Here is a 24,000-nt window from a genome sequence, read left to right on the forward strand (position 1 = left end):
ATGAAAAAAACCAGACCAAGGGTGTATAGGTTTTTATTGCTGACCCATACTATCGTTAATCACCCGCTTGTTCTGCTTGCTCTTCAACAGGAGAAGGAAAGGTAGTCATCACAGAAAAGGAGGCAGCATAAAAGAATGAAAGCAACTGGTATTGTACGTCGTATTGATGATCTAGGCCGTGTTGTTATTCCGAAAGAAATCCGCCGCACCCTCAGAATCCGTGAAGGAGATCCTCTGGAAATATTCGTGGACAGAGAAGGGGAAGTCATTCTGAAGAAATATTCCCCGATCAGTGAACTGGGTGATTTTGCGAAGGAATATGCGGAAGCCTTAAGTGAGTCCCTGGAATCCCCTGTTCTTATATGTGACCGGGACGAGTATATTGCTGTGGCTGGTGGAGGCAAAAAAGAATACATGAACCGGTCGATCGGGTCAAAAGTGGAGGAAGTCATGGACTCGCGGTCCATGGCTTCTGAAAAGCATCCGGATCCAGTGGAATTCGTCCGCGGGCAGGAAGAAGACGTCATTTCCTATCTTATTCATCCTATCATCGCCCAGGGAGATCCTATTGGCTGTGTGATTGCGTTCAATAAAGAAGGAGCACCTCTTGAAAGCGACGCAGATAAGGCGGTCCAGACGGCAGCAAGTTTTCTCGCCAAACAGATGGAATAACACGAAGGTCAGGCCGATGGTCTGGCCTTTTCCTATGATATAATGGAAGTTCTGAACACATACATATGAGGAGAACGTTCCAAAATGACTCGAACATCTACACCATCTATTTTAAAAGGCGCCTTCATTCTTTCTATGGCTGGTTTGATCAGCAAAATCATTAGTGCCGGCTACCGGGTGCCTCTGCAGAATCTGACCGGGGATCTTGGTTTTTACGTATATCAGCAGGTCTATCCGATTCTCGGAATGGCCCTGGTGCTGGCCTTGTACGGTTTCCCCGGTGCGATTTCAAAATTCATATCCGACCGGGACCACAACAGCAGTCCGGCGTCCCTTCCATCTTTTTACCTGCCTGTATTCCTTCTGCTTACCGCCTTTAGTTTGGTCATCGTGGCTGCGGGCTGGATGCAGGCTCCCCGGCTGGCCCGGTGGATGGACGATCCACATCTGACCCAGGCCGTCCGCACATCTTTTTGTGTCTTTTTGTTTATTCCTGTGATTTCTGTTCTCCGAGGCGTTTTTCAGGGGAAAAATGATATGACTCCGACCGCTGTATCCCAGATCGTGGAGCAGGTCTTCCGAGTAGCTGTTATTATCACCACGGCTCTTGTGGTTTCCCGAAGCGGGGATTTGTACCACATCGGAACCGGAGCGGCCTATGGAAGTATGGCAGGAGCGGCAGCAGCTTCTCTTGTACTTTTCCTTTGGATGGTTAAAAAACGGGGGATATGGACTTTTCAGCGCTCTCCTGTCCGGGCTTCCTTCAGCAGACACATCCTGCTTTACGGAGTATTGATTTCCTTTAACTATATGCTGCTGTTGTCCCTGCAGCTCGTCGATGCCTTTACTCTTGTTCCGCAGTTGGTCCAGAACGGGTACCATCCGGAAGAGGCGAAGGTTGTCAAAGGGATTTATGACCGGGGGCAGCCATTGATTCAATTGGGAACGATCCTGGCTTCTTCCCTTGCTCTTGCTTTGATTCCTTCTGTGACACGTCGGCGGATGGACGAGAATCCGAAGCTGGTCCGGTCTTCGATTACGAGTGCCGGAAAAATCACACTTTACATAGCCACCGGAGCCGCCGCCGGGTTGATCTTCCTTTTTCCTGACGTGAACGAGGTATTTTTCCAGGATGCTGCCGGGAGCGGTTATTTACGTATCCTGATGCTCGTTATCATTGCCAGTTCACTGTCCATTACGACCGCTTCTGTCCTGCAGGGACTCGGCCGGATTCGTCACACAGCTGTTCTTGTCATAGCCGGGATCGGTGTGAAGGGGGCAGCTAATTTTCTATGGATCTCATCAGCCGGTATCTACGGAGCTTCTCTTGCTTCGTTAACCGCTGTTACTTTTGTTTTGTTTGGAAATATCGTAATCTTAAGGAAAGATCTTTCATTATGGAGATGGCGGTGTCTTCCGTGGGGCTCCCTGGTCTCTGCCGTGGCAGGAATGTCTGCAGCATTGTACATAAGCAGAGGAGTAATCAAAGCTTTATTCGCCCTGGATGACCGGCTGCCTCTTCTTCTTTATATTCTGACTCTTTCAGTCGGGGGAGCTGTAGTCTTCGGACTGATTCTGATCAGGACCGGCGGTTTTACAAGACAGGAGATAGAAGCTCTTCCCTCGAGTAACCGGCTGATTCCATTATTACCGAAAGGATGAAAACGATGCAGACGATTAAAATTTTCGGACTGGGCGCCTCCGGGCTGGACCAGCTTCCGCTTGGTGTTTACAGGCAGCTGACGCAGGCCGGTGCCCGGCTCACTGCAAGGACACTGGATCATCCTGTCGTAACAGAGCTCCTTCAGGAAGGGCTCTCGATCGAAAGCTTTGATGAAGTGTATGAGGAGCACGAAAGCTTCGGCAGCGTATATGAAGAAATCACCAGCCGTCTTCTGGAGCGTCCGGAAGACGAGATTTTCTATCTTGTGCCCGGCCACCCGATGATGGCGGAAAAAACGGTGCAGCTTCTTTTAGAAAAGGAAAAAGAAGGGGAAATAAACGTAGAGATTGAGGGAGGGCAGAGCTTCCTGGATGCCACCTTCACCACCCTCGGCATCGACCCGATTGAAGGTTTCCAGCTCGTCGATGCGACCGATATCAAGCGCGAGCAGCTGATGTATACAAGCCATCTGATTTTATGTCAGGTCTATGATGCGATGACCGCATCTGAAGTGAAGCTGACGCTGCTTGAGGATCTTCCAGCTGCGCATCCGGTAACCATTGTCACAGCAGCAGGGGGAAGCGGCGAGCTTGTCCGTACGGTTCCTTTAGAAGAGCTCGACAGGAGTGTGGAGGTCGACAACCTGACAAGTGTCTATGTCCCTCCTTTGCAAAAGTCCCTTCTCAATCACCAGTTTTTCCGGCTGAGGGAAGTGATCCGGATTCTCCGGAGCCCGGAAGGATGTCCATGGGACAGGAAGCAGACCCACGAGTCCCTGCGGAAGTATCTGATCGAGGAAACCTACGAGTTCATCGACGCCGTCAACCAGGAGGACGATGATCAAATGGTGGAAGAGCTCGGGGATGTGCTTCTGCAGGTGATGCTGCACAGTCAAATCGGTGAAGATGAAGGATATTTTACCATTGATGACGTAATAGTATCGATAACGGATAAAATGATCCGCCGCCATCCGCACGTCTTCGGGGAAGTTCAGGCAGACACGACGGATGAAGTGCTGACGAACTGGGACGCGATCAAACAGCAGGAAAAGGGAAACAAATCCCCCCGCCTTTTGGACTCCGTACCGGAAAGTTTCCCAGCACTCCTGCAGGCGGAGGAACTGCAGAAAAAGGCGGCCAAGGTCGGCTTTGACTGGGAGGATGTTGCCCCTGTTTTAGAGAAAGTGGAGGAAGAGTGGCAGGAGTTTCAAGAAGCGCTAACCTCCGGGGACCGGGAGGAAATGGAGAAGGAGTTCGGGGATTGGTTGTTTGCCATTGCCAACCTCGCCCGCCATTACCGCCTGAACAGTGAAAATGCCCTGCAGCGGACCAACCGTAAGTTCCGGATGAGGTTGTCGTCCATGGAAGAATCGGTGGAGCGCAGCGGCAGGAAACTGGAGGATTACGAGTTGGATGCTTTGGAAGAGTTATGGGTACAAGCGAAAGCCAAACATAAAGGAGCGGAATAAAGCATGCGTTTAGATAAATTTCTAAAAATCTCGCGGTTAATTAAGCGTCGGACGCTGGCCAAGGAAGTAGCCGATCAGGGACGGATCAGCATCAACGGCGCGCAGAGCAAGGCGGCCAGTAACGTAGCCGTCGGCGATGAGCTGACGATTCAGTTCGGCCAGAAGGTACTGACCATTGAAATTAAGGATTTGAGAGAGAACGTCAACAAAAATGAAGCAGCTTCCTTATATGAAATCAAAAAGGAAGAACCTGTGAATCAAGATTAATCTGATGAACCACCTCCCCGGGGGAGGCAGGCGGACTGTCGAGGGCATTCTCGACAGTCTTTTTTACGTGTGAGCCCTTTCGATCAGAGAGGCAGGCTCCAAGTCATAATCCTTCTCTTTTTTTCATAGTTTGTACAAGAGAAGGAGGCTGTTAAGATGGAGAGCTATGAGAAAAACCACGGGAGTAGGACTCAGCAGCAGGTCGATCATCATGTAAAGGTTATGAACCGGAGAAATATTGAAATATCAGGCGTCAAAGAAGTGGACAGCTTCGATAGTGAAGAGTTTCTACTGCAGACGAATATGGGGTATCTCGTCATCCGCGGCCAGAACCTGCAGATGAAAAACCTGGACCTTGATTCCGGGGTGGTTTCCATAAAAGGAAAAATGCATGAAATGACTTATTTGGACGAGCACCAGGGGGAGAAAGCTAAAGGTTTGTTTAGCAAGCTGTTCAAATGACCCTCACGACGCAGTTTATGACGATCCTGTCCATGATCGGGGGAGGGATGTTCGTGGGAGCATCCCTGGACACATTCGAACGTTTTTTTCATAAGCGCAATAAACAAAGCTGGCTTGAGCTCCTGTATCAGCTTGGTTTCTGGCTGGTTCAGGCGGCCTTTCTTTTTTACCTGCTTTATCTTGTGAATTACGGTGAGCTCCGGGTGTATGTATTTGTAGCGGTCGTATGTGGGTTCGCCGCTTATCGTGCATTATTTCAGAGCCTCTACTTACGTTCGCTTGAGCTTTGGATAAAGATCTGCACGGCTGTTCTCACCTTTTTGAAAAAAACGGTGTATTATCTTGTATACATCCCTGCGAAATCCATCATTTTCCTTATTATTTCTTTACTTCTTGGCGTTTATAAGATACTTTTAAAGGGTATCATTATATTGTTTATTGTCGCTTTTTATCCAATCAAACTGCTTTTTCGATTGATTTGGCGTTTCCTGCCGAAAAACATGAAAATTTACTTAAGTGAATCAGCAGGGTTTTTGGAAAAGATGAAGAATATAATGGTCAGTTGGGTAAAACGATTCAAAAAGTAAAGGAGGACGAACTTACATGGCAAAGAGACAGCAGGAGTCGGTGGCACGTCTGGATTCTACATACATGCAGCATTATGATGCCTATATGGACAGACATCAGCGGAAGAAAAAGCGCCTGATACGCCGTCTCGCAATGTTTGCCCTGTTAGTGTCGATCGTAGCTGGATCCATGGTGTTTTACCATGTGAAACAGCAGTCACTTTATGCACAGAAACATGAGGAATTCGAACAGTTGAAACAGGATATGAGTGTTTTGGAAAAAGAGGAGAAGGATTTGAAGGAGGAAATTGACCTTCTGAATGATGAGGAGTACGTTCTCCAAATCGCCAGGACCAATTATTTCTTCTCTAAAGAAGGCGAAATTATCTTTAAAATGCCTGATGAGGATCCATCTTATTGACACTCTTTTCAAAGCTTATATATAATATATAAGAAGATATATTCTTATCGAAATTTTAAGGAGGAGCATTTTTTTTATGTCAATTGAAGTAGGCAGCAAGCTGCAGGGTAAAGTAACGGGAATCACTAATTTCGGAGCGTTCGTCGAGCTTCCGGATGGCAAGACGGGTCTGGTTCACATTAGCGAAGTTGCCGACAACTACGTAAAAGACATTAATGAGCACCTGAGTCAGGGAGACCAGGTGGAAGTAAAGGTTATTAATGTCGGAGATGATGGAAAGATCGGTCTTTCCATTAAGAAAGCGAAAGAGAACCAAAACCGTCGTCCGCCAAAACCTCGTAAGCCGGCTGAATCATTCGAACAGAAGATGAACCGTTTTATCAAGGATAGCGACGAACGTTTAGCATCACTGAAGAAGCACACGGAGTCCAAACGTGGAGGTCGAGGTGCTAAAAGAGGATAGCTTGCTGTCTAGGACAATGAGTAAAAGGTGCGCATCTTTTATATAAAAGGAACCCATCCAAATGTGGATGGGTTCCTTTTTTTATTTTTCTAGGGCAGGAGCCGTTTACAGGGTTGAAATGATGGAATCAGTATGAATATATTATTTCATAATAATTTGTATATGAAATAATAATCTCAAAATGTGGAGGGTTTTGTTTTGAATAACCAGAAAGAGCAGCCGGACCATAAAAGGATGCGGTAGTCAGCCGAAGCCTATGCGAGAGCTGAAAAGGTCATCCCCGGCGGTGTGACCGCGAATATCAAATATTTCGAACCACACCCCATATTTATGAAAAAGGCCTCAGGCAGCCATCTGTATGATGCTGACGGCAATCATTATGTGGATTACCTTCTTTCCTATGAGGCGCTGATTCACGGGCATGGCCATCTTTCCATCAAAAAGGCTGTCATCCGGAATATGGAGGAGGATGGAACGACGATTTACGGGACACCTCACGAACGGGAGGTTGAGATGGCGGAACGGCTTTGTTCGTTATATCCAGGCATGGAACGGGTCCGGTATACCAACTCAGGACTGGAAGCCACGCTGCTCGCACTGAGAGTCGCTAAAGCCTATACGGGCCGGCCGAAAATGGCAAAGTTTGAAGGGCATTATCATGGAGGATATGATCAAGTATTATGGAGTATCCATCCGGAGGAGAAGGAAGCAGGAGATGCGGAAGAGCCGAATCCGGTTCCCGAATCGAGTGGTCTTCCAGAGTATTATCAGGATCATACCATCATTCTTCCGTTTAATGACTTGGAATCGACAGAACGAATCCTGCGCCGGCATGCCGGGGAGATTTCTGCGCTTATGATGGAGCCTGTTCAGGGTGGGTACATACCGGCGGATCCGTCATTCATGGACGGCGTGCGCCGCGTGACGAAAGAGCTTGGCATTCTGCTGATTATGGACGAAGTGAAAACAGGCTTCCGCTTATCTCTCGGAGGGGCTCAGAAAACGTATGGCATCACCCCTGACTTGACGGCACTCGGAAAAGTGCTGGGCGGAGGTTTCCCTGTCGGGGCCCTCGGAGGAGCAGAGCACGTCATGGAGGTCCTGAATCCGAAGCGGAGTTATGATGTAATGTCCGGCAGTTCGTCCAATCAGCCGCGTGCTCTGTTCCACAGCGGTACCTACAATGGTCATCCGACCGTGCTGGCTGCCGGGATGGCGACGATCGATCTGCTTCAGCAGAGGGACGTCATGGAAAACCTGATGACCAAGACGCACAAACTGCGCAAGCACCTGGAAGACTTGTATAAGGCTATGGGAATACCAATGAAAACGGTAGGGACAGGGAGTATTTTTAATGTGATGATGACAGACGGGGATATCCGTAACTACCGTGATCTTCAACACGTGGACATGACGTTCAGGAAGCGCGTAGATGAGAGGCTGCTTCAGCTCGGTGTGTATACGAAACCGCTCAACCGTTACTCGATGTCAACGGTGCATACGGAAGCAGACATACAGTTTACTGTAGATGCGCACGAAAAAGCGGTGAAGAATGTGAAAGGGTGACAGCTGCTGTGAAGAATGAACCGAATGTATATGAGACGATCCACCGGTCTCTTCCGGAGATGAGCCGCTCCCACAAAAAAGTGGCGGCCATTCTGCTGGACCGGCCGGATGAAGTTGTTTTCCTGAATGTCAGCCGGCTGGCTGCTATGGCCGGGGTGAGTGACGCGACAATCACACGGTTCGCCGTTTCTCTTGGCTTCCGGGGGTTTGCAGAATTCCAGAAGGCCATCCAATCATCCTTAAAACAGCAATGGAAGACGAGTGAACGGCTGATAAAGACAACGAACCCTTCTCCTTCATTTGAATCTGTGCTCAAAGAAGACATCCGGGAAATGGAAGAGACGATGAACAGGCTGGATGAAAAGGAGCTGATGAAAGCGGTCCATGCTTTATGGCAGGCTGATAAAATTTGGATTGCTGCGAACCGGAGTGCAGAAGCATTAGGGGGATTCCTTCATTACTATTTGGAAAAGGTGGTGGATGATGTCCGCATGATTCACTCCGTGGAGAGGGATGCGGACCTTCTGGCACGTCTGGGAAAACAGGATGTGGTTGTTGGGATCAGTTTTCCACGGTACAGCAAAAGCACTGTCGACATCCTTGCCTACGCTTATGAGGAGGGTGTGGAAACAGTGGCACTTACAGACACCCTTTCCTCCCCTCTTTCCGCTTATTCGGATACGGTTCTCACAGCAAAGAGCCGGATGCATTCTTATATTGATACGTTTACAGCACCGCTCAGCGTCATTCAGGCACTGCTCGTACAGATCGGGAGGGAAAAAGAAGAAGAAACAGAAAAGCGTCTCGAGCATCTGGAATCGATCTGGGAGAAATTCGATGTGTTTTATTGAGGGCCTGCATAGAAAAAGGACATAGAAAAAACGCCTTCCAATTTGGAAGGCGTTTTTCTGGACAAGAATGTTTCCGATGACCCGTACGGGATTCGAACCCGTGATACCGCCGTGAAAGGGCGGTGTCTTAACCACTTGACCAACGGGCCAATATATCGTTTTTGAAAAAATAGTAGCGGCGGAGGGGATCGAACCCCCGACCTCACGGGTATGAACCGTACGCTCTAGCCAGCTGAGCTACACCGCCATGTGTTTGAAGTGATGTTGTCTCGCAACGTCACAAAAAATATAGTACACCATGATAGAAAAAGAGTCAACAACCAATAAAAAAATCAGACAACTCTGTTTATTTCGCTAGGGAAAGAAGGGGGTTTTTGGGAGGGGGTGGAAGTGCCCGGCATACATTTTGTAGAATCTGATGCGGCTTCTGAGAAAAGCATCGAAGTTTTTGTTTCTGCTCTCTTGTTGTTTTGACAAAATGCTTCTTCTTCATGTGGTTTAATAGGTTTCACAAAGAAGGAGTGATAAACATGTTAGAAACAGTTTCGAAGCAGGAAAATCGTCCATCAGCCGTCCGAGGTTCAAGAATGGTTCAAGGCTTCCAAAGAGCTTCTTTCCGCACAGTTTCGTTTATGGCCGACAAAGGAGTCTTCCACATGGTCCTCGCCCTGCTGCTTGGACGAGCTATCATTCTATCATCCATGGCCCCTTTCGGTGTCGCTTTCCTGTCGGTGATCTGGTGGATGAAACGTCCGCTCGTCATCCCCGTAACGATCATGATGGCAGCAGGGGCATCTACATACAGCTACGCGCATGCGGGGTTTATTGTAGGGGCGTCGACGGCTTTTTTGCTCTTAAGCCTGGGGCTGCGCAAAATAAGTCACCCCCAGAAGTGGCTCCCGGCTTTGGCATTAATGGCAAGCTTGATCCCCCGCACCGTCAGCCTCGCTTTACTGGACCGCTGGCAGCTCTATGAAATTACATTGATGGCTGCCGAAGGAATACTGAGTTTCATCCTTGTCCTTATCTTTATGCAGAGCATCCCGATTTTAACACCTCAGAGGTTTCAGCCTACGTTGAAAAATGAAGAGATTGTCTGCCTCATTATATTACTCGCTTCCGTTTTGACAGGATTGATCGGGTGGCAGATCCAGGGCGTAGCCGTCGTGGATGTATTTGCCCGGTACCTTGTCATTCTGCTTGCCTATATTGCCGGCGCTGCCATCGGTTCAACCGTTGGAGTCGTCACAGGACTGGTACTGAGCTTATCGAATATGGATCATATCTATCAAATGAGTCTGCTGGCTTTTTCCGGCCTGCTTGGCGGGCTCTTGAAGGAGGGGAAAAAAGCAGGAGTCAGTGCCGGTCTGGTGGTCGGCACCCTTTTAATCGGTTTTTATATGGGCAGTGACACAGAACTGCCGGCTTCCTTATGGGCAACGGCCTGGGCCGTGGCGTTGTTTGTTCTCACGCCGAACTCCTGGGTGAAACAATTGTCCAAGTATGTTCCGGGCACAGATGAACATTTTTCGGAACAGCAGAAATACTTACAAAAAGTCCGGGATGTCACGGCTGTGAGGGTCGGGAAGTTCTCGGACGTTTTTCAGGCTTTATCAAGAAGTTTCACATATTTAGAGTCTCCAAAGGAGGAAAGCGGTGAAGCGGAGGAGATCGATTACTTCTTGAGCCATGTCACAGAAAAGACCTGTCAGTCCTGTTTCATGAAGGAAAAGTGCTGGGTGCGGAACTTTGATGACACCCATAATTTGATGACGGATTTGATGCATGAACTGGATGAGAAAGGAGAGGCGGGCAGGGGCCTGCGGAAAAGTGTGGACCAGCACTGCGTGAAGCCACAGAAGCTGATCGATACGATGAATCACGAGTTGTCTTTTTATCATGCCAACCGGCAGTTGAAACGGCAGGTGCTGGAGAGCCGGCGCTTTGTGGCGGAACAGCTGCAGGGGGTTTCGGAGGTGATGGATAATTTCGCTCAGGAGATTGTGAAAGAACGCGAGCACCACGAAAAAAAGGAGCATGTCATTTATCGTGCTCTTGAACGAATGGGGATGGTGATCCAGAAACTCGAAATCTATTCATTGGATGAAGGGAACATGGACCTTGAACTGATTGTAGAAATTGATAATTACCGCGGAGAAGGAGCGAAAATTATTGCGCCGGTATTGTCCGACATTCTGGGGGAGACGATTGTCGTAACGATGGAGGAAATCTCTCCTTATCCGCAGGGCAGGTGTTACCTTTCGTTTGGCTCTGCCAAACATTACGCCATCGAATCCGGAGTGGCGCATGCAGCCAAAGGAGGCGGGTTTGTATCCGGAGACAGTTTTACGATGATGGAACTGGGCAGAGGGAAATATGCCCTGGCGATCAGTGATGGAATGGGTAACGGGGAACGTGCTCATGAAGAAAGTATGGAAACGCTGCGTCTGCTCAAGCAGATCTTACAGTCCGGCATCCAGGAATCAGCAGCGATCCAATCGATTAACTCCATCCTGTCGCTTCGTACGAATGATGAAATTTTTTCAACGTTGGATTTAGCTGTGATTGATCTGCATCAGGCGACATCCAAGTTCATTAAAGTCGGGAGCACCCCGAGTTTTATAAAAAGAGGAGATAAAATCCACACCGTTGAAGCCGGGAATCTGCCGATGGGCATTATCCCGGACGTGGATGTAGACGTAAGGAGTGAACAGCTGAAAGCCGGGGACTTCCTCATCATGATGAGCGACGGCATACTGGAAGCGCCGCGTCAGATTGAAAACGTGGAAATGTGGATCAAACGGAAGATCCGCGAAATATCGAGTCAGGATCCACAGGTGATGGCTGATCTGCTCCTGGAAGAAGTGATCCGTACCCATTCGGGTGACATTGTCGATGATATGACGATCATCGTCGCGAGAATCGATCATTATCTGCCGGAGTGGGCGTCCATTCCCTCAGAGAAAAAAGAGGCCTGACCGCGTATAGAACCCCTCCTTTTCGGCGAAGATGGAAGCAACGAAACAGGAGGGAGCATCATTATGAAAACAGGGCGACTGAAGCAGATACTTTTGTTAACCGATGGATGTTCAAATCACGGGGAGGACCCTGCCACAGTGGCGGCACTGGCAAGAAGCCAGGGGATAACGGTGAACGTGATTGGTGTTCTCGACGACCGGCAGAACAGCAGGCCGCAGGGGCTTGATGAAGTAGAGGCGATTGCCGAGGCAGGCGGGGGCATCAGTCAAATCGTGTATCAAAAAAGTCTGTCCCAGACCGTGCAGATGGTGACAAAACAGGCGATGACCCAGACGATACAGGGAATCGTCAATAAAGAGCTGCAGGAGATTCTGGGAAAAAATCAATCGCTGGAGGAACTTCCTCCTGAGCAGCGGGGAGAAGTTGTGGAAGTCGTTGATGAGCTTGGGGAAAGCAGTGCTCTGGAGGTGCTTGTACTCGTGGACGTGAGTGCAAGCATGCATCATAAGCTTCCTACAGTGAAAGATGCTCTTTTTGATTTGTCCTTAAGCCTCAATGCACGATCAGGGTCCAATCAGTTCAGTGTCTACACCTTCCCGGATCCGAAACATACGATCCTGCAGATGGTGGACTGGACGCCCGAACTGGGAGCGGTCAATCGTTTGTTTTCTAAATTGAACAGCGGCGGCTATACACCGACAGGACCTGCACTTCGAGAGGCGCTGTATGCTTTTGCTGCCAAATCAGCCCCTTCCCGCCTGGAAGATGGAGAAGATCCTTATGAAGAAACAGGCTGGTAACTTCTCACCGGGCCATCAGGTCCTCGGCAGGTGGAACAAGAACCCTTACATCATCATGGAAAAACTCGGTTCAGGAGCGTGCGGCACCGTTTATAAATGCCGCTCGACACGGGGGGAGACGTATGCGCTCAAAATGGGAACCGACAGCTCCAGAATGATGCTTGAGGTGAACATGCTAAAGAAATTCAGCAAGGTCCAAGGGGAAAAACTTGGGCCTTCTTTTGTTGATGTGGATGACTACCGGATGTCCGGGGGGCATCAGCTGCCTTTTTATGTGATGGAATACATAGAAGGAAAGCCCCTGCCTCAGTTTTTGGCGGGGAAGTCGAAAGAATGGATCGGTATTTGCGCAGCTCAAATTCTGGGTGATATCGCCAAACTTCACAAAGCCGGCTACGTGTTCGGCGATTTGAAAACAGACAACCTGCTCGTGTCCGGTTCGCGGGTCCGGCTTATTGACGTCGGAGGTGTGACAGCAGCGGGCAGGGCGATAAAGGAATACACGGAGTTCTATGACCGCGGGTACTGGGGGATGGGTTCCAGGAAGGCCGAACCTTCCTATGATCTATTCGCGCTTACGATGATTATGCTGGAAACCGCAGGGGCGGGGCGTTTTGAAAGGGGTCCTTCCCCGAGAAAGATGCTCGAACAGAAACTGGCAGCTTCTTCTGTACTCAAACCATACCGGACAATCATCCAAAACGGCTGGAAGGGAAAGTACAAGGATGCGTCGGAAATGGAAAAAGATATGGCAGGTGTACTGCTGCACAAAACACCGCCTCCAACACGGGTCCATTTCCGCGCAGATCAGAAGAAAAAGACCACCGATTCCGGGGAGTTAACGGCCATCACCTTATTTTCCGTTCTGCTTATGGGAGGGTCCCTCCTTACTTTTTTCTTGTAACAGCTATTCTTTTGCAGATGGTGAGAAGAGTGATACGATAGGGGAAGATAGAGATAGACAGGAGGAACGTCTGATGGATCACGTTGTCCATTCGTTCATCTCAAAACATCAGTTAATTCAGCCGGGACAGACTGTCCTTGCTGCTGTATCCGGAGGGCCGGATTCAACAGCCCTTCTCCATATGCTGACCCAGCTGAGAGAAAAGGTTCCGTTTCACCTCACAGCTGTGTCTGTGGATCACGGCCTGCGGGGAGAAGAAGCGCGGGAGGATCTGACCTTTGTTCAGATGCTGGCGGATCAGTGGGGTGTCGAATTTTATGGAACCTCTGTCGATACAGGTTCGTATAAGGAATCATCGGGAAAAGGGACGCAGGAAGCGGCCCGCGATCTCCGTTATCGTTTCTTTGAAGAGCAGATGTATGCCCGGCAGGCGGATGTCCTCGTCATGGGGCATCACGGAGACGATCAGGCAGAAACACTCATGATGCAGATGGTCCGTTCCGCCAGGCCCGAAGCGGTCCGGGGAATCCCTTTGCGTCGGCCGTTTGCCTGCGGTGAAATCGTACGGCCGCTGCTATGTGTCTCCAAGGAACAGCTTCTCCATTATATGAATGACCGTTCTCTTCCAAGCCGCCATGATCCCTCTAATGACCGGACGGATTACACGCGCAACGCATTCCGTCACAGGGTGATGCCTTTTTTGAAGGAGCAGAATCCCCGGCTTCATGAGCATGTGCAGGCATTCAGTGAAAGGGCAGCGGAAGAGCGTTCCTACATAAACGAACAGGCTCAGAAGGTGTTGGAATGTGTTCATTTTTCGGAGGATGTTGAGAAATTCGTACAATTTTCCAAACAAACTTTCAAAACATTTCCGCTTGCTTTACAAAGGACGGCCTTTCATCTAATATTGAACTATCTGTATGTGAAGCAAAACGAAGACATTTCCTATCTTCATGAAGAAATGTTCATGGACCTGTTAAGGGACGAGAAACCGAACCGTTCCCTTGATTTTCCCGGAGGGTTGAAAGTGGTCCGCGCTTACGATGAGATCACCTTCACATTTGCGGATGAAGACGAGGATCCGTCCTTTCGTTTCATGCTGCACCCCGGGTCTTCTGTCTCCCTTCCGGATGGTTCGTCCATGGAAGCGGAATGGAGCTGGTCGCCGGAAGAGCCTGATGCCTTCACCTATGTATGTGAGGACTATCACGTAAACCTTCCGCTCATCGTCCGCTCCAGACAGCCTGGAGACCGTATGGAAGTCAGAGGGATGAAGGGGTCAAAAAAAGTAAAAGATATTTTTATTGATCAGAAAATCCCTGCCCGCACCCGCGGGACACTGCCGGTCGTTACCGATCAGACAGGGGAAATCCTCTGGCTTGGCGGACTGAAGAAAGGCGGCAGGCAGGGAGGCAGGTCCTCAACAGGTCCATGGCTTCGGTTACATTATAAAAACAAAGCAGACGCGTAGGAGGAGCAATCATGCACAACGAAATTGAAAAGGTCTTGATTTCCGAAGAGGAGATCCAGCAGAAATGCAAAGAGATGGGAGCCCGTTTATCCGAGGAGTATAAGGATCGATTTCCTTTGGCTATCGGAGTGCTGAAAGGGGCAACTCCTTTTATGACAGACCTTTTGAAACGGATGGAGACGCATTTGGAAATGGACTTTATGGATGTGTCCAGCTATCACGGTGGAATGGAATCCTCCGGTGAGGTCAAGATTGTCAAGGACCTTGATACAAAAGTAGAGGGCCGGGATATCCTGATCATTGAAGACATTATTGACAGTGGCCGCACGCTTGCCTATCTTGTCGACTTGTTTAAATATAGAAAGGCGAATTCGATTAAGATCGTCACTCTTCTTGATAAACCGACGGGACGCAACGCTGATGTAATAGCAGACGTTGTCGGCTTTGAAGTACCGGATGAGTTCGTTGTCGGGTATGGTCTGGATTATCAGGAGAAGTATCGGAATCTTCCTTATGTAGGGGTGTTGAAACCTGAAGTATATGGCGGATAGTCCCAGATACTCCGTAAGTGGTTTCAAACGGTTCGTTTCAAGGGTAATTAGTTGTGTCGTCCGATTTTGTTATGGTAGTATTTACTATAGTTTTTCTCGTTTGGGAGGAGGTAGGCAATGAACCGGATCTTTCGTAATACCATATTTTACTTACTTATCTTCCTCGTTGTTATCGGCGTGGTCGGTTTATTCCGAGGTCAAGGTGATCCGCAGCAAGAGTTAAATGTAAATCAGTTTTACGATAAATTAAACAGCGGTGCCATCGAAGAGATGACAATTCAGCCTGTTAATGGAGTGATTCGAATCACTGGTCAGCTGGAGGGTGCAGAAGAAGGGGAGGAAGCCTTCACCGCACAGATTACAGCGAACGACCAGACACTATCCAACATTACAGAAACGGCTCAGGAGCAGTCGATTTTAAATGTTGAACAGGAAGAGCAGCCGAGCGCATGGGTGACATTCCTGACATCCATTATTCCGTTTGTCATTATCTTCATTCTCTTCTTCTTCCTGCTTAACCAGGCTCAGGGCGGCGGAAGCCGTGTCATGAACTTCGGTAAGAGCAAGGCGAAGATGTACACCGAAGAGAAGAAAAAAGTACGTTTTAAAGACGTCGCTGGTGCAGATGAAGAGAAGCAGGAGCTTGTGGAAGTAGTTGACTTCCTTAAAGACCCGCGCAAATTCTCTGCTGTTGGTGCACGTATTCCAAAAGGTGTCCTGCTGGTAGGGCCGCCGGGTACAGGTAAAACATTGCTGGCCCGTGCCGTTGCCGGAGAAGCGGGAGTTCCGTTCTTCTCCATCAGTGGTTCGGACTTCGTTGAAATGTTTGTCGGTGTCGGGGCTTCCCGTGTCCGCGACCTGTTTGAAAATGCGAAGAAGAATGCCCCTGGTATCATCTTTATCGATGAGATCGATGCTGTTGGACGTCAGCGTGGCGCAGGCCTTGGTGGCGGTCACGATGAGCGTGAGCAGACATTGAACCAGCTTCTTGTTGAGATGGACGGTTTCGGAGTCAATGAAGGAATCATCATCATTGCTGCGACCAACAGACCGGACATTCTTGACCCGGCCCTTCTTCGTCCCGGCCGTTTTGACAGACAGATTACTGTCGATCGCCCGGATGTTAAAGGCCGTGAAGCTGTTCTCGCCGTTCATGCGAAGAACAAGCCGCTGTCTGAAAATGTCGATTTGAAGACGATTGCTCTTCGTACACCAGGATTCTCCGGCGCAGACTTGGAGAACCTGTTGAACGAATCCGCACTTGTAGCTGCCCGTGGAGACAAGAAAAATGTCGACATGGATGATGTTGATGAAGCCATCGACCGGGTTATTGCAGGACCGGCTAAGAAGAGCCGTGTCATTTCCAAGAAAGAGCGCGACATCGTGGCCAACCACGAGAGTGGACATACGGTTATCGGTATGGTGCTTGATGATGCGGACATGGTTCATAAAGTAACGATCGTCCCACGAGGTCAGGCCGGCGGTTATGCGGTCATGCTTCCGAAAGAAGACCGCTACTTTATGACAAAACCTGAACTGTTCGACAAAATTACAGGTCTTCTGGGCGGCCGTGTAGCTGAAGAAATCATCTTCGGTGAAGTAAGTACCGGCGCCCACAACGACTTCCAGCGTGCGACAAGCATTGCACGCAAGATGGTTACCGAGTACGGCATGAGTGAAAAACTTGGACCGCTTCAGTTCGGTTCCAATTCCGGAGGTCAGGTCTTCCTGGGCCGTGACATCCAGAACGAACAGAACTACAGTGACCAGATCGCTTACGAAATCGATCAGGAAGTGAAGAACTTTATCCAGTACTGTTATGATCGCGCGAAGACGATTCTGACAGAAAACAGAGATAAATTAGAGCTGATTGCCAAAACATTGCTGGAAGTAGAAACTCTGGATGCTACTCAAATCCGTTCCTTGTTTGATAAAGGACGTCTTCCAACAGATGAAGAGCTTGAAGCCCTTGCTAGAGAACACAACGCTAAAATCAAGAACAATACTTCTTCCGGAAGTGACGAAGATGTACGCGTAAACATCCAATCCAAAGATGAAGAAGTCTCTGAAGAGGAACAGGAAACTGAAGATTCCTCAACAAATAAAGAAGAAGAAGAGAGCGGATCAGATTCCGAAGATCGTCGTTCTTAATTCAACGAAAAAACCACACCAGCTCCGGCGGTGTGGTTTTTCGTGTTTCATTACAGCAGACGGTTCGGCTCTTGTGGTATGATGGTAGCCGAAGGAAATGACACAGGAGGCTTTTTGTATGAATTTTGTCCTTGATGTGGGAAATACCAATACTGTCTTAGGTGTGTTTGAAAATGGTGCGTTAAAGTATCAATGGCGTATTAAGACAGATCGACATAAAACAGAAGATGAGTTCGGAATGCTGATCAAATCCCTTTTTGATCATGAAGGTCTGGCCTTTGAAGATATGGACGGGGTCATCATCTCTTCCGTAGTTCCGCCCATAATGTTTGCACTTGACCGTATGTCTCGTTATTATTTTAAAAAGCAGCCCATGATTATCGGAGAGAATAATGTCGACCATGGTCTGCCCATGAAATATCCGAACCCTGACGAAATAGGGGCGGACAGGGTAGTGAATGCTGTCGGAGCCATTGATGAGTACCCGCTTCCTTTGGTCATTATTGATTTCGGAACAGCCACAACCTACTGCTACATCAATGCAGAAGGCGAGTATCTGGGAGGTGCCATTGCGCCTGGAGTCAACATATCCATGGAAGCCCTCTATGCCAAAGCAGCTAAACTGCCGAAGATTGAAATTAAAAGTCCGGAACATGTCATCGGACAAAGTACTGTAGAAGCGATGCAGTCCGGAGCGTTTTACGGATACGTCGGACAAGTGGATGAAGTCGTACGAAGGATGAAGGAAACTTCCGACCGTACGCCGACGGTCATTGCTACCGGAGGCTTAGCGAACTTAATTGCCGGCCAGTCCAGGACCATTGATCATGTAGATCCCTATCTTACATTGAAGGGGCTGCATAAGATATATCAGCGCAACAAAGAGAAAAAAGCATTTAAAGGAGAATGATGATTCATGTCAGATTATTTAGTGCGGGCGATGGCCTTTGATGGACAAGTGAGAGCGTACGCTGTTCAGTCCACCAACACCGTCGAAGAAGCAAGACGCAGGCAGGATACGTGGGCGACAACATCAGCCGCTCTGGGTAGAACCTTGACGATCAGCTCTATGATGGGAGCTATGCTTAAAGGAGATGACAAAATCACAGTGAAGGTTGAAGGCGGCGGCCCGGTGGGTGCCATTGTCGTGGATGCCAACGCTAATGGGGAAGTTCGCGGCTATGCGAAGAATCCTCATGTTGATTTCGAGTCCAATGCCCAAGGAAAGCTGGACGTATCACGTGCGGTCGGTACGTCCGGGACATTGAGCATTGTGAAGGATCTTGGGATGAGGGATCATTTTACCGGCCAGGTACCGATTGTGTCCGGAGAAATCAGTGAGGACTTCACTTATTATTTCGCGAACTCTGAACAGGTCCCTTCCGCTGTAGGGGCGGGTGTGCTCGTGGATACAGATCACAGCATCCTTGCTTCCGGGGGCTTTATCATTCAAATGATGCCGGGCGCTGACGACAAGACGACGACAGAAATTGAGAAACGTCTCTCTGATATGCGCCCTATTTCCACGCTTGTACAGGAAGGAAAAACACCAGAGCAGATTCTTCATACCGTTCTAGGGGAAGAAAATGTCCAGTTGTTGGACACAAAGCCTGTGAATTTCCAATGCCATTGTTCACGCGAACGGGTCGAGATGGCCATTTCCAGTCTTGGTGATGAGGAAATTGAACGCATGATTGAAGAGGATAACGGTGCGGAAGCGAAGTGTCACTTCTGCAACGAAGATTATCAATTCTCTGCGCATGATCTGGAAGAACTGAAATCTCAGAGCACCAGCTGATTTTTTTCATCAACAGCAGCCGATAAGGATATAAATAAAAGACGGGACTTTCGTTCCGTCTTTTTCTATTCTTTCAGCATGAATTGTTTGACAATTGTAGTGGATTTCAGTAAGTTAAAGTTAAATCCTATTTAAATACTTGGTTTTAGGAGTGATGGTGTTGAGAATCGTTAATAACGTAAGTGAACTTGTAGGACAGACTCCGCTGGTAAAACTGAACGGCAGTGCTGACGAAGACAGTGCAGACATTTACCTTAAACTGGAGTACATGAATCCAGGGAGTTCCGTTAAGGATCGTATTGCCCTGTCCATGGTGGAAGAAGCGGAAAAAGACGGCCGATTGAACGAGGGCGACACGATTGTGGAACCAACGAGTGGAAACACGGGGATTGGTCTGGCTATGATTGCTGCAGCCAAAGGCTATAAAGCGATTCTCGTCATGCCGGATACGATGAGTCAGGAACGTCGGAACCTTCTGCGTGCCTACGGGGCGGAACTGGTTCTTACACCGGGAAGCGATGGTATGAAGGGAGCGATTAAGAAGGCGGCTGAGCTTCATGAAAAGCATGGCTACTTCATGCCTCAGCAGTTTAACAATGAAGCGAACCCTCTCATCCACGAAAAGACCACAGGACCTGAAATCATCGAGCAGATGGGTGATCAATTGGATGCTTTTGTTGCTGGTATTGGCACAGGGGGAACAATTACCGGTGCTGGAAAAGTGCTGAAGGAAAAGTACCCTGACATGAAGGTCTATGCAATTGAACCGGAAGAATCCCCGGTATTATCCGGCGGAAATCCCGGCCCTCACAAAATCCAGGGGATCGGTGCCGGCTTTGTGCCAGGAATCCTGAACACAGAAATCTACGATGAAGTCGTAACGGTTTCAAAGGAAGACTCCTTTACGGCTGCCCGCGAAGCAGCGCGTAAAGACGGAATCCTTGGAGGGATTTCTTCCGGTTCAGCGATCCACGTAGCGAAACAAGTGGCTAAGCAGCTTGGAAAAGGTAAAAAAGTGGTAGCGGTCATCCCTAGTAATGGAGAAAGATATCTATCCACTCCTCTTTACCAATTTGATGAAGAATAAAGCCTGACGCACTCCTTTTAGCAGGGGGTGCGTTTTTTCGTAGGACAGGAATTCCTGTCATGATAGAACTTATGAAATGTTGTAAGATAGGGGAAGAGTAATAAAGAAATGAGGGAAATACATGTCCTTATACTTACACACGCGCGTAAAAACCTATGATTTAACGGAACAGACGCTCGTTATGGGCATTTTAAACGTCACTCCTGATTCCTTTTCGGATGGCGGGCTGTACACAGATGTTGACAGGGCTGTCCAACAGGCTGAAGCTATGGTGGAGGCAGGAGCCCACATCATTGACATTGGTGGTGAATCAACCCGTCCAGGCCATGACCCTGTACCGGCGGAGGAGGAGTTGAAAAGAGTTCTTCCAGCGATAGAGGCGGTGAGTCAGGCGGTCGATGTACCCATCTCCATTGATACGTACAAGTCGGAAGTGGCTGACCGGGCAGTCCAGCATGGCGCCTCCATCATTAACGATGTTTGGGGAGCTGTAAAGGATCCAGCTATAGCTGATGTCGCTGCCCGGCATGACGTTCCACTTGTTTTGACCCACAACCGGAACGATCGGAATTATACTTCGTTAATCGATGATATCAAAAAGGATCTGACGGAAATGGTGAGCCGTGTGAAGGCGCGGGGAGTGAAGGATGAGCAGATCATCCTTGATCCGGGTATCGGTTTTGCCAAGAGCCAGCAGGATAACCTCGTCGTCATGCGTCACCTGAGCGACCTTCGTGACCTCGGTTACCCGGTTCTTCTCGGTACTTCAAGGAAATCTTTTATCGGTACAGTGCTGGATCTTCCTAAAGAGGAACGAATGGAAGGGACAGGCGCAACGGTGTGCTACGGGGTGGCCCAGGGAGTGGAAATGGTAAGGGTGCACGATGTGGGTCCCATGGTCCGTATGACGAAAATGATGGATGCTATGATTGGAAAGGGTGGAGGAATTGGATAAAATCTACGTTAATCAAATGGAATTCTGGGGCTATCACGGCCTTTTTCCGGAAGAAAACAAACTGGGGCAGCGTTTTTATGTAGACCTTGAATTGGAGCTGGACTTAAAACCGGCCTCCCAATCTGACGATATGACAAAGTCCATTGATTATGGGGCGATTTATGAAACAACCAAAAAGATTGTAGAAGGGAAGGCCTATAAGCTTGTGGAGTCTGTAGCTGAGCAGATATCCGGAGAGTTGTTCTCCTCCTTCCCGCTGTTAGAAGGGTGCCTTGTAAAAGTATTCAAACCGGACCCGCCCATTCCCGGCCATTATCAATCCGTAGCAATTGAGATATACCGGAGCCGGTCTGATGAATAAAGCTTATATCGCACTCGGCTCCAACCTCGCTGAAAGGGAACAGTACCTTCGTGATGCCATTACTTTACTGGATGAAAATGAAGCCGTTCAAGTAGAGGGGAGATCGGGGGTATATGAAACGAGTCCTGTGGGTTATACAGATCAGGGGGATTTCCTGAATATGGTGATCATCGTGGAGACATCCCTTCCTCCTGAAGATCTGTTGGCGGCCTGTCAGGCGATTGAAGAAGGGCTGGGAAGAAAAAGATTGGTGAAATGGGGGCCGCGGACTATTGATCTCGACATTCTTTTGTATAACGAAGAAAACAGAGCAGCTGCCGACTTGACGATTCCCCACCCCCACATGCATGAACGGGCGTTTGTTATCGTCCCTCTGGCCGATGTAGATCCACAGGCCTACCTTCCCCATCTGCAGAAGCAGGCGGCCGAACTGCTTCATGAACTTCCCGATGCAGAAAGGGAGAGCGTCACGTTATGGGGGCACCTGTGAAGAGAAAGCCTTGAAGCAGCAAGGGCATCAGCCGGGAAAGCTGAGGTTCCCGTGAGCGTTGACACACCCATAAGACTTTTTTATACTAAACCATAGTTAGATGCTGCCAGTCCTTTGCTGGCAGTTTTTGTTATTGTGGCGGCACAGTACAAGGAAAAGATGAGGAATGGAGTGATAGCAGTGTCAGAAGAACTGAATGAATATATGCAGGTGCGCAGAGACAAGATGAACGCTCACCGTGAGCAAGGTCTGGATCCGTTCGGCGACCGTTTCGACCGGACCCACTATGCGGATCAGTTAAAAGAACAATACGATACCTATACAAAAGAAGAATTGGAAGAAAAGCAGTTCCCGGCGACCGTAGCTGGACGAATCATGACCAAGCGCGGGAAAGGGAAAGCCGGCTTCGCGCACATCCAGGATGTCACAGGGCAGATCCAGTTGTACGTCCGTAAAGATGAAATCGGCGAAGAAGCCTATGACAATCTCTTTAAAACAGCAGACCTGGGGGATATTGTCGGAGTAACCGGAGTGATGTTCAAAACAAACGTCGGAGAACTTTCTGTAAAAGCGGAGGAATTCCAGCTGCTTACGAAATCCCTGCGCCCGTTACCTGAAAAGTTCCACGGACTCCAAGATGTAGAACAGCGCTATCGACAGCGTTATCTTGACTTGATTACGAACCCTGACAGCAGGGACACGTTTGTTCTGCGCAGTAAAATCATTCAATCCATGCGCCGTTACCTGGACGGTTTAGGATTCCTTGAAGTGGAAACACCATTAATGCACGGCATTCCGGGAGGAGCCTCCGCCCGTCCGTTCATCACCCATCACAATGCGCTTGATATGCAGTTGTACATGCGTATAGCCATCGAGCTTCACTTGAAGCGTCTCATTGTAGGCGGCATGGAGAAGGTATACGAGATCGGACGTGTCTTCCGTAACGAAGGCGTATCTACGCGTCACAACCCCGAATTTACGATGATTGAATTGTATGAAGCGTATGCGGATTATAAAGACATTATGGCCTTGACGGAAAACATGGTCGCTCATATCGCTAAAGAGGTGCTGGGTACGACAACGGTCATGTATGACGATCAGGAGATTAACCTGGAACCAAACTGGGCCCGCCTGCATATGGTGGATGCAATCAAGGAATATACAGGCGTTGATTTTTGGAAGCACATGAGTAATGATGAAGCTAAAGCTCTTGCTGAAGAACATGGCATTGAAATTAAAGATACAATGACATTCGGTCATATTGTCAACGAGTTCTTTGAGCAGCGTGTCGAGGAAAAGCTCGTCCAGCCGACCTTTATTTATGGACATCCAATAGAGATCTCTCCACTTGCCAAAAAGAATCCTGAAGATGAACGCTTCACGGACCGCTTTGAATTATTCATCGTTGGACGCGAACATGCCAATGCGTTTTCTGAGTTGAATGATCCGATCGATCAGCGCGAACGGTTCGAAGCTCAGCTTAAAGAGCGTGAAGAAGGTAATGATGAAGCCCACATGATGGATGAGGACTTCCTGGAAGCTCTTGAGTATGGTATGCCGCCGACCGGTGGATTGGGCATCGGCGTGGACCGCCTCGTTATGCTGTTAACCAATTCAGCCTCTATCCGTGACGTCCTGCTGTTCCCGCAAATGCGACATCGCGATTCCTGATCCAGCTATCCTCCGCCGGTTATAAAGGCGGGGGATTTCTTTTTACAATAAAATGATAAGATATTTTAAAAAAACTATTGCGTTGGATTCATATCCGTGATAAATTATTACTTGTCGCTTTAAGAGAGCGGCGCGATGTTGAAAAACATCAAAACGAATCATGAAAAAAGTCGTTGACACAAACGGCTTCCCATGATAAATTAGTATTTGTCGCCAAAAACGACAGCGAAACGCTTTCTCAACTTAATGAAAAAAGTTGTTGACATGAAAAGCAACACATGTTAAGATGATTAAGTCGCTGTTTTCAAACGGCCGACAACATTTGATCTTTGAAAACTGAACGAACCAACCAGTACGTCAAAACATTTCTTCTTTAATGAAGA

At 48.6% G+C, this 24,000-nt stretch carries 23 protein-coding genes and 2 tRNA genes; 23 read left to right on the plus strand and 2 right to left on the minus strand.

Translation table 11 applies throughout. The features are described from left to right. Window positions 1-135: 135 nt before the first annotated feature. The 10 genes from spoVT (at window position 136) to ACXAJH_RS19490 (ending at window position 8,399) form a co-directional block, all read left to right on the plus strand. A complete protein-coding gene (gene spoVT / locus ACXAJH_RS19445; protein ID WP_474970205.1) occupies window positions 136-672 on the plus strand; it encodes a stage V sporulation protein T in 537 nt (178 codons plus the stop codon). Window positions 673-756: 84 nt separating this feature from the next. After that, on the plus strand, window positions 757-2,334 hold the full coding sequence (locus tag ACXAJH_RS19450; protein WP_474994945.1) for a putative polysaccharide biosynthesis protein: 1,578 nt from the start codon (window positions 757-759) through the stop codon (window positions 2,332-2,334). 5 nt (window positions 2,335-2,339) lie between these two features. Then, the gene (gene yabN, locus ACXAJH_RS19455; protein ID WP_474970463.1) at window positions 2,340-3,803 is read left to right on the plus strand and encodes a bifunctional methyltransferase/pyrophosphohydrolase YabN; all 1,464 of its coding nucleotides are present in this window, start codon (window positions 2,340-2,342) and stop codon (window positions 3,801-3,803) included. A gap of 3 nt (window positions 3,804-3,806) precedes the next feature. After that, the gene (locus ACXAJH_RS19460; protein ID WP_027953474.1) at window positions 3,807-4,070 is read left to right on the plus strand and encodes an RNA-binding S4 domain-containing protein; all 264 of its coding nucleotides are present in this window, start codon (window positions 3,807-3,809) and stop codon (window positions 4,068-4,070) included. 156 nt (window positions 4,071-4,226) lie between these two features. Continuing rightward, complete coding sequence (gene yabP, locus ACXAJH_RS19465; protein WP_474970207.1) at window positions 4,227-4,532, plus strand: sporulation protein YabP; 306 nt, start codon at window positions 4,227-4,229, stop codon at window positions 4,530-4,532. Next, window positions 4,529-5,119 (plus strand): spore cortex biosynthesis protein YabQ, encoded by a 591-nt coding sequence (yabQ, locus tag ACXAJH_RS19470; RefSeq protein WP_474970208.1) that lies wholly within the window; start codon window positions 4,529-4,531, stop codon window positions 5,117-5,119. The genes yabP and yabQ overlap by 4 nt, the downstream gene beginning before the upstream one ends. Window positions 5,120-5,135: 16 nt before the next feature. Next, on the plus strand, window positions 5,136-5,519 hold the full coding sequence (locus tag ACXAJH_RS19475) for an FtsB family cell division protein (RefSeq protein ID WP_281659560.1): 384 nt from the start codon (window positions 5,136-5,138) through the stop codon (window positions 5,517-5,519). Window positions 5,520-5,595: 76 nt separating this feature from the next. After that, window positions 5,596-5,982 carry a S1 domain-containing RNA-binding protein gene (locus ACXAJH_RS19480; protein WP_027953470.1) on the plus strand — a complete coding sequence of 129 codons (387 nt, stop codon included), beginning with the start codon at window positions 5,596-5,598 and terminating at the stop codon, window positions 5,980-5,982. Between the two features lie 288 nt (window positions 5,983-6,270). Continuing rightward, the gene (locus ACXAJH_RS19485; protein WP_474994946.1) at window positions 6,271-7,548 is read left to right on the plus strand and encodes an aspartate aminotransferase family protein; all 1,278 of its coding nucleotides are present in this window, start codon (window positions 6,271-6,273) and stop codon (window positions 7,546-7,548) included. A gap of 8 nt (window positions 7,549-7,556) precedes the next feature. Further along, a complete protein-coding gene (locus tag ACXAJH_RS19490) occupies window positions 7,557-8,399 on the plus strand; it encodes a MurR/RpiR family transcriptional regulator (RefSeq protein ID WP_474994947.1) in 843 nt (280 codons plus the stop codon). A 77-nt stretch (window positions 8,400-8,476) separates the two neighbouring features. On the opposite strand, the gene ACXAJH_RS19495 is transcribed toward ACXAJH_RS19490, so the two are convergent. Together ACXAJH_RS19495 and ACXAJH_RS19500 are read right to left on the minus strand one after the other, a co-directional pair. After that, window positions 8,477-8,548: transfer RNA gene (locus ACXAJH_RS19495), tRNA-Glu, on the minus strand. A 24-nt stretch (window positions 8,549-8,572) separates the two neighbouring features. Beyond that, window positions 8,573-8,646: transfer RNA gene (locus tag ACXAJH_RS19500), tRNA-Met, on the minus strand. A gap of 283 nt (window positions 8,647-8,929) precedes the next feature. Between ACXAJH_RS19500 and spoIIE the strand changes: the two genes are divergently transcribed. The 13 genes from spoIIE (at window position 8,930) to lysS (ending at window position 23,617) form a co-directional block, all read left to right on the plus strand. Further along, entirely contained in the window at window positions 8,930-11,377 is a 2,448-nt protein-coding gene (gene spoIIE / locus ACXAJH_RS19505) for a stage II sporulation protein E (protein WP_474994948.1), read from the plus strand. A 63-nt stretch (window positions 11,378-11,440) separates the two neighbouring features. Further along, entirely contained in the window at window positions 11,441-12,178 is a 738-nt protein-coding gene (locus ACXAJH_RS19510) for a VWA domain-containing protein (RefSeq protein WP_474970212.1), read from the plus strand. After that, on the plus strand, window positions 12,159-13,082 hold the full coding sequence (locus ACXAJH_RS19515; RefSeq protein ID WP_474970610.1) for a serine/threonine protein kinase: 924 nt from the start codon (window positions 12,159-12,161) through the stop codon (window positions 13,080-13,082). The genes ACXAJH_RS19510 and ACXAJH_RS19515 overlap by 20 nt, the downstream gene beginning before the upstream one ends. 73 nt (window positions 13,083-13,155) lie before the next feature. After that, complete coding sequence (tilS, locus tag ACXAJH_RS19520; protein WP_474970214.1) at window positions 13,156-14,553, plus strand: tRNA lysidine(34) synthetase TilS; 1,398 nt, start codon at window positions 13,156-13,158, stop codon at window positions 14,551-14,553. Window positions 14,554-14,564: 11 nt separating this feature from the next. Next, on the plus strand, window positions 14,565-15,104 hold the full coding sequence (gene hpt / locus ACXAJH_RS19525; protein ID WP_027953463.1) for a hypoxanthine phosphoribosyltransferase: 540 nt from the start codon (window positions 14,565-14,567) through the stop codon (window positions 15,102-15,104). 117 nt (window positions 15,105-15,221) lie between these two features. Next, entirely contained in the window at window positions 15,222-17,255 is a 2,034-nt protein-coding gene (gene ftsH, locus ACXAJH_RS19530; RefSeq protein WP_474970215.1) for an ATP-dependent zinc metalloprotease FtsH, read from the plus strand. Between the two features lie 118 nt (window positions 17,256-17,373). Beyond that, window positions 17,374-18,165 carry a type III pantothenate kinase gene (locus ACXAJH_RS19535; protein ID WP_474970216.1) on the plus strand — a complete coding sequence of 264 codons (792 nt, stop codon included), beginning with the start codon at window positions 17,374-17,376 and terminating at the stop codon, window positions 18,163-18,165. Window positions 18,166-18,171: 6 nt separating this feature from the next. Beyond that, window positions 18,172-19,053 carry an Hsp33 family molecular chaperone HslO gene (gene hslO / locus ACXAJH_RS19540; protein ID WP_474970217.1) on the plus strand — a complete coding sequence of 294 codons (882 nt, stop codon included), beginning with the start codon at window positions 18,172-18,174 and terminating at the stop codon, window positions 19,051-19,053. Window positions 19,054-19,207: 154 nt separating this feature from the next. Continuing rightward, entirely contained in the window at window positions 19,208-20,140 is a 933-nt protein-coding gene (cysK, locus tag ACXAJH_RS19545; protein WP_474970464.1) for a cysteine synthase A, read from the plus strand. A gap of 121 nt (window positions 20,141-20,261) precedes the next feature. Continuing rightward, the gene (gene folP, locus ACXAJH_RS19550) at window positions 20,262-21,095 is read left to right on the plus strand and encodes a dihydropteroate synthase (protein ID WP_474994949.1); all 834 of its coding nucleotides are present in this window, start codon (window positions 20,262-20,264) and stop codon (window positions 21,093-21,095) included. Then, window positions 21,088-21,456: a dihydroneopterin aldolase gene (gene folB / locus ACXAJH_RS19555; protein ID WP_474970219.1), complete on the plus strand. Its 369-nt coding sequence runs from the start codon at window positions 21,088-21,090 to the stop codon at window positions 21,454-21,456. The genes folP and folB overlap by 8 nt, the downstream gene beginning before the upstream one ends. After that, window positions 21,449-21,946, plus strand: coding sequence for a 2-amino-4-hydroxy-6-hydroxymethyldihydropteridine diphosphokinase (gene folK / locus ACXAJH_RS19560; protein WP_474970220.1), 498 nt, complete (start codon window positions 21,449-21,451; stop codon window positions 21,944-21,946). Before folB ends, folK begins: the two co-directional genes overlap by 8 nt. 180 nt (window positions 21,947-22,126) lie before the next feature. Further along, entirely contained in the window at window positions 22,127-23,617 is a 1,491-nt protein-coding gene (lysS, locus tag ACXAJH_RS19565) for a lysine--tRNA ligase (RefSeq protein WP_474972282.1), read from the plus strand. The last annotated feature ends 383 nt before the right edge of the window (window positions 23,618-24,000 follow it).

The sequence above is a fragment of the Halobacillus sp. ABD4_316 genome, from assembly GCF_056161385.1.